Annotated in this window: 8 protein-coding genes; 2 read left to right on the top strand and 6 right to left on the bottom strand. The window is 70.3% G+C overall.

Going from position 1 to position 9,062, the window contains the following annotated elements:
• The 3 genes from VFM98_RS21405 to araD form a co-directional block, all read right to left on the bottom strand.
• A partial coding sequence (locus VFM98_RS21405) for a J domain-containing protein (RefSeq protein WP_325111914.1) occupies positions 1-235 on the bottom strand: 235 nt, incomplete at its 3' end.
• A gap of 100 nt (positions 236-335) precedes the next feature.
• Positions 336-845 carry a hypothetical protein gene (locus tag VFM98_RS21400; protein ID WP_325111913.1) on the bottom strand — a complete coding sequence of 170 codons (510 nt, stop codon included), beginning with the start codon at positions 843-845 and terminating at the stop codon, positions 336-338.
• Between the two features lie 19 nt (positions 846-864).
• Positions 865-2,595 (bottom strand): L-arabinonate dehydratase, encoded by a 1,731-nt coding sequence (gene araD, locus VFM98_RS21395; protein WP_325111912.1) that lies wholly within the window; start codon positions 2,593-2,595, stop codon positions 865-867.
• 527 nt (positions 2,596-3,122) lie between these two features.
• Between araD and VFM98_RS21390 the strand changes: the two genes are divergently transcribed.
• Entirely contained in the window at positions 3,123-5,279 is a 2,157-nt protein-coding gene (locus tag VFM98_RS21390; RefSeq protein WP_325111911.1) for an AAA family ATPase, read from the top strand.
• Between the two features lie 27 nt (positions 5,280-5,306).
• Here VFM98_RS21390 and VFM98_RS21385 read toward each other — a convergent pair whose 3' ends face one another.
• Together VFM98_RS21385 and VFM98_RS21380 are read right to left on the bottom strand one after the other, a co-directional pair.
• Positions 5,307-5,891: a hypothetical protein gene (locus tag VFM98_RS21385; protein ID WP_325111910.1), complete on the bottom strand. Its 585-nt coding sequence runs from the start codon at positions 5,889-5,891 to the stop codon at positions 5,307-5,309.
• A 69-nt stretch (positions 5,892-5,960) separates the two neighbouring features.
• Positions 5,961-6,179 (bottom strand): hypothetical protein, encoded by a 219-nt coding sequence (locus VFM98_RS21380; RefSeq protein ID WP_325111909.1) that lies wholly within the window; start codon positions 6,177-6,179, stop codon positions 5,961-5,963.
• 160 nt (positions 6,180-6,339) lie between these two features.
• Here VFM98_RS21380 and VFM98_RS21375 point away from each other — a divergent pair, with 160 nt between their 5' ends.
• Positions 6,340-8,673: a DUF3482 domain-containing protein gene (locus VFM98_RS21375; protein ID WP_325111908.1), complete on the top strand. Its 2,334-nt coding sequence runs from the start codon at positions 6,340-6,342 to the stop codon at positions 8,671-8,673.
• Between the two features lie 7 nt (positions 8,674-8,680).
• Here the strand turns inward: VFM98_RS21375 and VFM98_RS21370 are convergent.
• On the bottom strand, positions 8,681-9,062 hold a 382-nt coding region (locus tag VFM98_RS21370), incomplete at its 5' end, for a response regulator (protein ID WP_325111907.1).

Raw genomic sequence — 9,062 nt, 5'->3', positions numbered from 1 at the left:
GCCCGCGCTCGACCCGGCGGATCCAGACGTCATGCTCGGCGCGCCGCTGCGGATCGGACAGCACTTCGTAGGCCGCGTTGAGCGCCGCCATCGCGCGGCAGGCGTTGGCGTTGCCCGGCATCTTGTCGGGGTGGTATTTCTGGGCCAGCCTGCGGTACGCCGCCCGCACGCGCTCGGGCGAGGCATCGCGCTCGACACGAAGCACGTCGTAGTCGGTGGGCGGAGTGGCGGCCATCGCTACGATTTTCATAGCTCCGTCCGTCCGCGGTCCAGCAAAAGCGTTGCTTCTTGCGCGGACTGTGGGCTCGCTGCTACGAAAAGAGCAGCGCGCCGGCTCAGCGCAGGCCGGCGCAGGCGCGCCGCAGCTTCGCGCCGCGGGCCCGTTCTTCCTTCTCCTGCAGCGCGAGGCTGCTGGTCGTGTCCTCGTGCACCTGGTAGACCAGGTCGGGGATCTTCTGGTCGCAGCCGGAGGCACAGCGCAGCACGGTGGCGGTGCGGAAGCGCTGGTCCCTGGCCTGCACGAAGTTCGCGCCGGCCAGCGGGAAATCGAGCACCGGCACGCAGCCCAGGCGCGGCTTGCCGGCCACGTGGCGCCAGGAGCAGGCGCCGAACTTGTGGAGCTGGCCGCCCTCGGGCAGGTCGGCCGTGGCCTGGAACACCTCGAGGCCGCCGCGCGCCCGCGCCCGGGCCGCGCGGTACGCCGCCGTGCGCACCGGCTTGTCGGCGCGCGTGATCGACCACTGCAGGCACTTGCGCAGGTCGTAGGCCTCGAGCTCGAAGTGCGAGGCGAACGCGGGCGCCGCCAGCAGCCCGGCGGCGAGCAGGGCGGGCAGGCGCGGTCTCATGCGATCTGGATGGCGCGCATCAGAAGATGTCGGGCTCGCCCGCGCTGTCGCCGAACTCGGGGCGCAGGAAGTCCATGTCGCATCCTTCGTTGGCCTGCAGGATGTGCTGCGTGAACATCCAGCCGTAGCCGCGGCCGAAGCGCGCCGGCGGCGGCTGCCATTCGGCGCGGCGGCGGGCCAGCTCCTCGTCGGAGACTTCGAGGCGGATGCTGCGGTTCGGCACGTCGATGGAGATCCGGTCGCCCGTGCGCACCAGGGCGAGGTTGCCGCCGACGAAGGCCTCGGGCGCCACGTGCAGCACGCAGGCGCCGTAGCTGGTGCCGCTCATGCGCGCGTCGCTGATGCGGACCATGTCGCGCTTGCCTTCCTTCAGCAGCTTCACCGGCATCGGGATCATGCCCCACTCGGGCATGCCGGGACCGCCCTTGGGTCCCGCGTTGCGCAGCACGATCACGTCGTCCTCGCTCACGTCGGCGTGCTCGTCGTCGAGCATCTTCTTCATCGAGGGATAGTCGTCGTACACCAGCGCGCGGCCGCTGTGCTGCATGAACTTCGCGCTCATGGCCGAAGGCTTGATCACGCAGCCGTCCGGCGCCAGGTTGCCGCGCAGCACGGCCAGTGCACCTTCCTTGTAGACGGGGTTGGACCAGGGCCGGATCACGTCCTCGTCGAAGCACTCGGCGCCTTCGAGGTTCTCGCCGACCGTCCTGCCGCTCACGGTGAGCTGGTCGAGGTGCAGGTGCGAGTGCACGCGCTGCATCAGCGCCCGCAGGCCGCCGGCGTAGTAGAAGTCCTCCATCAGGTACTGGCTGCTGCCGTTGGGACGGATGTTGGCCAGCACCGGCACTTCCCGGCTGATGCGGTCGAAGTCGGCCAGCGAGATGTCCTGCTTCGCGCGGCGCGCCTGGGCGATCAGGTGGATGATGGCGTTGGTGGAGCAGCCCAGCGCCATCGCGACGACGATGCCGTTGAGGAAGGCCTCGCGGGTCTGGATCTTCGAGGGCCGCAGGTCCTCGTGCACCATCTCGACGATGCGGCGGCCGCAGGCCGTGGCCATGCGCTGGTGGCTTGCATCGACCGCGGGAATGGAAGCGGCGCCGGGCAGCGCCATGCCGATCGCCTCGGCGATCGACATCATCGTGCTGGCCGTGCCCATGGTCATGCAGGTGCCGGCGCTGCGGGCGATGCCGCCCATGATCGCCATCCACTGCGGCTCGGTGATGGTGCCCGCGCGGCGCTCGTCCCAGTACTTGAAGGCGTCGGAGCCGGAACCGAGCGTCTGGCCGCGCGACATGCCGCGCAGCATGGGACCGGCCGGCAGGAAGATCGCCGGCACGTCCGCGCTGGTGGCGCCCAGCAGCATGGCCGGCGTGGTCTTGTCGCAGCCGCCCATCAGCACCACGCCGTCGATCGGATAGGCGCGGATCACCTCCTCGACCTCCATCGCCAGCATGTTGCGATAGAGCAGGGGCGAGGGCTTCATCAGCACCTCGCCCAGCGACACGGTGGGCAGCTCCAGCGGGAAGCCGCCGGCCTGCAGCACGCCGCGCTTGACCTCTTCGCTTCGGTGCTTGAAGTGCTGGTGGCAGGGATTGAAATCGTTCCAGTTGTTCAGGATCGCGATGACCGGCTTGCCTTCCCAGTCCTTCGGGTCGTATCCCATCTGCATGACCCGCGAGCGGTGGTTGAAGCTGCGGAATTCGTCGCGGGCCAGCCAGCGTTGGCTGCGGAGTTTCTGGAGGTGGGCCATGGCCGCCGATTGTCGCGCGGCCGGGCGGCGTCTCCCCCGGAGTTGGGAAACGGCTCCCCGATTTCGGGGGCTGCAAGCCGCCGCCCCCAAGCCCGCCGCCCGCGTAGGGACGTCCGGCTGCCGTCCTGCGTGGCTGTCGGAGCCGTCCGACAATCCCCTCCTGTCGTCGCCGCGCAGGCTGGATGACAGCTCCATAAAAAATCCCCCGGGCCTGTGGGGCTCCGAGGGATAAGTAGGCGGGAAAGAAACTTGAAAAAGAACCCGCCTCAAGGCTTGTGATTGCACATCGCGTGCCCGGGTTCCGGGCGGCCGCCACGCGGCGCGCTGTGCAGCCGGATGCCGACGGCAGCCTTCGTGAATTTGTCACGTGGGCCCGCGCAGCCCGGCTTGGCGGCCTTGTTTGAACTCGCCTCCCGGGAACCCTTTCTGTAGGATGGATCCGACAGAGGAGCCCCCCGCCAGGACTTCCCTGGAACGCATTTTTTCCGCGGGCGCGCCGCGCGCCCGCCGCTCCGAGCAGGAACACCATGTCCGATCTTTCCGCCGACAAAGACCCCGTGGAAGGCACCGCCGCCGGTGCCTCCACGCCCAACCCCTGGCTCAGCATCCGCAAGCTGGCCGGGCGGCTGTCGGACTGGTACACCATCCAGTCCACGGCGGTGAAGGCCATGGTGATCGCCGTGGCGCTCCTGATCCCGCTGACCGGCGGCTACTCCTTCGTGGTGCTGCAGCGCCAGGCCGCCGTCGCCGAACAGGTCAAGGCGATGGCCGGCGCTTCCGGCGCCGAGGCGCTGTGGACGCTCAACGACAAGCTGCCGGTGGTGTTCGGCAGCGGCTCGGTGCTCGGCTTCCTGGAGCGCAACCCGGTGGAGCGCATCACGGTGATCTACAAGCCGCTGATGTGGAACATCTCCGAGCGCATCGTGCTGATCGAATCGAACGGCACGCAATACGCCTACTACCCGAGCGACATCGAGACCAAGATCTTCGCCGACAAGGCCGTGAGCGCGCCCTGGGGCGGCAAGCTGGTGTTCATCCCGCGCGGCGAGCTCTCCGAGGCCAGTCAGGACATGCTGGAGAAGCTCGACGAGCGCTTCGCCGGCGCCCGTCCTCAGTCCGAGAAGGACGGCTGGAAGGCCGGCGTGAGCGGCGTGCTCTCGGCCGCCCTGACGCTGGGGCTGCTGGGCTTCCTCGCCTTCCACCTCAAGGGACAGTTCAAGTCGCTGCGCTTCATCGAGCCGCAGCAGGTGCAGGGCTCGATCGAGGACCTGGTGGGCATGGACGACATCAAGTCCGAAGTGCGCCAGATCAAGGACCAGTACGAGCGCCGGGCCGAGTACGCCGAGTACGGCATCAACAAGCCGTTCAACGTGATGTTCAGCGGCCCCGCCGGCACCGGCAAGACCAAGCTCGCGAGCTACCTGGCCAAGGAGCTGAACCTGCCGATCCTGTTCCACTCGGCGGCCAACCTGGAGACCGGCTACGTGGCCGGCGGCTCCAACACGCTCGCGCGCATCGCCTCGATGGCCAAGCGCCGCAAGCGCTGCATCGTCTTCCTCGACGAGGCGCAGGACCTGTTCATGAAGCGCGGCGGCCACCGCAAGTTCGACGACGACACGCAGAACATGCTGCTGGCGATCCTGGACGGCGTGCGCACCAAGAGCGAGGCCGAGATCATCTGGATCGTGGCCTCCAACTTCAACTCGGAGTCGATGCCGATGGACGAGGCGATGCTGCGCCGCTTCCAGATGAAGGTGGACTTCCGGCTGCCGAACAAGGAAGAGCGCCGCGCGATCGTCGAGCACTACCTGGACCAGCGCGCCGACAAGGTGGCCGATGGCCTGGACCTGCGCCACCTGGTCGAGATCACCGAGGGCCGCAGCCCGGCGGACCTGGAGACCATCGTCAACCAGGCCGGCATCACCGCGGTGCAGGCCGGCGAGCTGATCGACGCCGAGACGCTGATGCAGGCCGCCGAGCGCGTGCTGGTGGGCAACGTCAACGGCAACACCACCAAGGAGCGCGAGCGCGACCGCCGCATCATCGCGATCCACGAGTGGGGCCACTTCCTGGTGGACTTCGAGCTCGAACGCAAGCGCGCCGGCGGCGACTGGGAGAAGCTGCTGGGCGAGATGAAGACCATCAAGATCTCGCTCAAGGCCAACCCGCGCAACAACGCGCTCGGCTTCGTGTTCCACAAGCAGGGCAGCAACCTGCTGAAGACCAAGGCCGACATCGAGCACGACGTGCGCGTGCTCCTGGGCGGCATGGCCAACGAGGAACTGTTCTTCGGCGAGGAAGGCACCACCAACGGTGCCCACAACGACATCACCCGCGTGACCAAGCTGCTGCACCACGCGGTGGCCGAGATGGGCATGTACCGCAAGACGCGCCTGAACTTCGGCGCCCTGAACGAGGGCAGCAACCGCACGGTGGACGAAGAGACGCGCTCCATCATGGAGCTGCAGAGCGAGCGGCTCTACGGCGAGACCAAGGCCACGCTGGCGCGCCTGAAGCCGCTGACGGAGCACCTGGCCGGCAAGCTGATGGAAGCCGGCGAGATGAGCCTGAAGGAAGCCCTGTTCGAGATCCGCTCCTTCGAGGCGGCGTGCTTCAGCTTCGATTCGAAGGTGGGGCTGAACGGCGCGTCGAAGGCGGAGCCGGCGCCGGACGCGGCGGCGTAAGTCCGCGCCGCGGCTTTCTCGCTCCCGTTACTTCTTCGCGGGTGCCTTCGGCGCCGCCGCAGGTTTCTGCGCCTCGGTGCTCACGCCGAGGCGCTTGGCCACCGTCTCTTCCAGCGTGCGCAGCCTGGGCTCCACCTGCGGCTTGGTGTCGGTCACCAGCTTCTCGATCAGGGTGCGCTGCAGCTCGCCGCCCATGGACTGGAACTTGGCGAAGGTGGGCGATTCCATCATCGCCGCGATTTCCTTCAGTTCGGCCTCGGTGAACTTCTCCTCCATCATGGCGCCGACGGTGGAGGGCGCCAGCTTCACCACGCGGTCGCGCACCAGGGGCACCGTGTCGTCGACGAACTTGCGCACGTCGCCCTGGATCTCGCGGCCCACGGCTTCGCGCTTCTCGGCCGGCACGCGCTGCGGCAGGGCGGCGCCCGCCCGATCGAGCATCTCCATGGCCGGCTGCTCCACCAGGTTGCGCGCCAGCGCCTCCAGGCCGGGTTGCTGCACTTTCAGGATGCGGGCCACGAGCTCCTTCTTGCCGCTCGTGGATTGGGCCTGCGCGCCGGCGCAGCAGGCAACGGCGATCGCGACGACCGCCAGGGTTTGGGTGAAACGCATCGCGGCAGTGTAAGACCTGCGGGTGAAGCGTTCCTTACGGTCGGTAAGCTGCCGGTTACCGTCCCCTGGTCAAGAGGCGGGCCCCTCGCTGCGCCGGCGCGCGCCCATCCTGCGCTGGCGGCTGCGCTCCTGCGGATTGGCGGTGGCCGCCGGCCGCGCGATCACCTCGGTGATGTCGACCGGCATCTTGTGCCGCTCCCTGTCCTTTTCCTTGTCCTGGTGGTGGTCCCAGGCCTTCTTGGCCAGCCCGGACGTGACGGCGAACACGATCAGCTTGCGCAGCAGCATGGCGTGACTCCTTTCGATGGGCCATGCTCGCCCCCGGCCCCGATCGGCCCTGTAGTCGCGCGCCGGTGCCAGCCGCAGGACAGCTCGCCGGCCGCGGTTACCGTTGTTGCTTTCGCCGGCCTGGCGTGAACTCAGGTACAAACGGCGGATCCCGATCGCCATGGAAGACGGCCTGCTGCTCCTCGACGAACCCAGTGCGCGCCAGCTGGTGCTGGTGCGTGCGGTGGAGGACGTGGACACGCAGGGCAGGCTGCTGAGCGCGGTGGAGCGCGAGCAGCTCGAAGGCGAGGCGCTCGAGGCCAGCCGCGGCAGCGGCGCGGCCGGCATCGACTTCGGCCAGTACCTGCAGCAGCGCGCCCGCCGCATGCTGGCCGTCGTCGACAAGCGCCAGCCGCGCATCGCGGCCCTGCAGGATCCCGAAGCCTGGCGGCGCTGGGTACTGGCCGGCGTGCCCCTGCTGGCGTGTGTGCTCGGCGCCGCGATCGACCGCATCGACAACCCGCACCAGGTGAACATGCTGTCGCCGCCGCTGCTGGGCGTGCTGGCGTGGAACCTGGCCGTGTACGTGCTGATGCTGCTGTCGCTGTTCCTGCCGCGCGCGCCGCAGCTGCCGGTGGCAGGCCTGCAGCGCTGGCTGGCCGGGCTGCCGGCGCCGGGCCGGCGCACGGGCCGCCTGCACACGGACGTGGCGGCGCGCTTCCACGAGCACTGGCTGCGCGCCACCGGCAGCCAGCAGTGGCTGTGGCTCAAGCAGCTGCTGCACCTGAGCGCCGGGGGCTGGGCCCTCGGCCTGGCGATCTCCATCGTGCTGGGCGGCATCGTGCGCGAGTACCGGGTCGGCTGGGAAAGCACGCTGCTGGGGGTGGAGCAGGTGCATGCCTTCCTGCGCGCGCTGTTCGCGCCGGTGGTGGCGCTGCTGCCCTTCCAGGCCTTCAGCGTCGCCGACCTGCAGCGCATGTCCTTCCATTCCGGCGCGCCGGTCGGCGTCGACGAGGCGCGGCGCTGGGTCTGGATGTACGTCGCGCTGCTGTTCCTGCTGGTCGTGATCCCGCGCGCGCTGCTCGCCGCGTGGGCGCACTGGCGGCGCCGGCGGCTGGCGCGCGCCGTGCGCATCGACCTGCGCGATCCCTATTTCGTGCAGGTGCTGGCGCGCGTGAGCCCGGCGCGCATCACCATCGGCCTGGTCGCGCCGGACAGCCCGGGGCGCGACGCGGTGCTGCGCATGCTGCACCAGGTGGCGGACCGCCCACCGCCCGACGGCCACGTGCCCTGGACGGTGCTGAGCACGGCCAAGGGCGACGTGCTGCGGGTGTTCGAGGTGCCGCCCGGATTCCAGCCGCCCGCGGCGGTGGTGACGGCGCCGGCCGGCGGCGGCTCGCCCGCGCAGGCCTGGCTGCAGGACCTGCTGGGCCGCTTCAAGACCGTGCCGCGCGCGCACGAGCAGCGCGACGCCGTGCAGGCCACGCTGGCCGACACCGACCTGATGCTGGTGGTGCCGGCCCGGCCCGCCGACCTGCGCGAGGCCGCCCGGCTGCTGCACTGGGTGGGCCAGCCCACGATCGTGCTCGCACCCGACGACCAGGCCGTCATCGGCGCCGCGCAGCAGCTCGGTGCCGGCACGCAGGTGCTGCCGCTGGAGCACTGCACCGCGCACTGGCTGGCCGATCCGGTGCTGCTGGAGGCCGCCGCGGCGCGCGTGGCCGCCGGCAAGCGGGCCGGCTTCGAGCGCCTGGCCGCCACCTGGAAGGACCGCAACGCCGTGCGCTTCGCCGAAGCGATGCGCCTGCTGGCCACCGAACTGGCACGCGCGGCGCGCGACAGCGAGGACGTGGGCAGCGCGCCGGTGAGCCTGCGCCACCTGGTCAACGCCGCCGAGCGCGACGCCAGCCAGCGCGCCCGCGAAGGCGCGCGCAACGCCCTGCTGCAGCGGCTGCGCGCCGGCGAGGCGGCCGTGCTGGCGGAACTGGTGCAGCTCTATCGCGCGGGCGTACCGCTCGCACCGGTGGCGGGGGCGCGCATGGAAAGCGGATTCAGCGAACAGCAGCCGGTGGATTCGCCGCAGGCCGGCCTCGCCGGCGCGGCCACCGGTGCGGCGATGGGCGCCGGCATCGACCTGTTGACCGGCGGCCTGACCCTGGGGGCGGCCGCTGCCCTCGGCGCCATGATCGGCGGCGGCGCCGCCTATGCGGCCGCCGCGTGGCGCAACCGCGGCACGCCCGGCGGCCAGCCGCAGGTGCAGCTCGGCGACGACCTGCTGCAGACCTTCACCGAGAGCCTGGTGCTCACCTACCTGGTGGTCGCGCACCGCGCGCTGCCGCGCGAGGAGGCGCCGCCTTCCTGGCGCAGCGAAGTGGTGGCAGCGGTGGAGGCGCGGCGCGATCCGTTCTCCGAGCTGTGGCAGCAGACCCGCCAGGCCCCGCAGCCGACCACCACCGTGCCGGCGCTCGCGACGATGCTCGAGGACATCGTGCGCGACGTGCTCGAGCGCACGTGAGGAGCGGTCAGGCTCCCTCGCGCTTCGCCTGTGCTGCGGCCCGCAGCAACTCCTCCACCGCCGGCAGCTCCGCCGGCTTGGTGAGGTGGCGGTCGAAACCGGCTTCGCGGGTGCGCTGGCGGTCGTCCTGCGTGCCCCAGCCGGTCAGCGCGACCAGCAGCGTCTGCTGCAGCCCGGGCAGCATGCGCAGCCGCCGCGCCACGTCGTAGCCGCTCATGTCGGGCAGGCCGATGTCGAGGAAGACGACATCGAGCGGGTGCTCCTGCGCGATCTGCAGCGCCTCGGCCCCGGTGTGGGCGATGTGCGCCGCATGGCCTTCGATGTCCAGCAGCACGCCCAGGCTCTCGGCCGCATCGGTGTTGTCGTCCACCACCATCACCTGCAACTGG

The organism is Ramlibacter sp. (assembly GCF_035706265.1).
Taxonomy (GTDB): domain Bacteria; phylum Pseudomonadota; class Gammaproteobacteria; order Burkholderiales; family Burkholderiaceae_C; genus Ramlibacter.
The sequence above is the reverse complement of the archived record's forward strand: the minus strand, read 5'-3'. Positions and strand labels throughout refer to the sequence as shown.

What these genes read in the sequence shown, in the direction of transcription:
- VFM98_RS21400 (WP_325111913.1), bottom strand. Translation starts at nt 845, where the DNA reads ATGAGACCGCGCCTGCCCGCCCTGCTCGCCGCCGGGCTGCTGGCGGCG.
- araD (WP_325111912.1), bottom strand. Translation starts at nt 2,595, where the DNA reads ATGGCCCACCTCCAGAAACTCCGCAGCCAACGCTGGCTGGCCCGCGAC.
- VFM98_RS21390 (WP_325111911.1), top strand. Translation starts at nt 3,123, where the DNA reads ATGTCCGATCTTTCCGCCGACAAAGACCCCGTGGAAGGCACCGCCGCC.
- VFM98_RS21385 (WP_325111910.1), bottom strand. Translation starts at nt 5,891, where the DNA reads ATGCGTTTCACCCAAACCCTGGCGGTCGTCGCGATCGCCGTTGCCTGC.
- VFM98_RS21380 (WP_325111909.1), bottom strand. Translation starts at nt 6,179, where the DNA reads ATGCTGCTGCGCAAGCTGATCGTGTTCGCCGTCACGTCCGGGCTGGCC.
- VFM98_RS21375 (WP_325111908.1), top strand. Translation starts at nt 6,340, where the DNA reads ATGGAAGACGGCCTGCTGCTCCTCGACGAACCCAGTGCGCGCCAGCTG.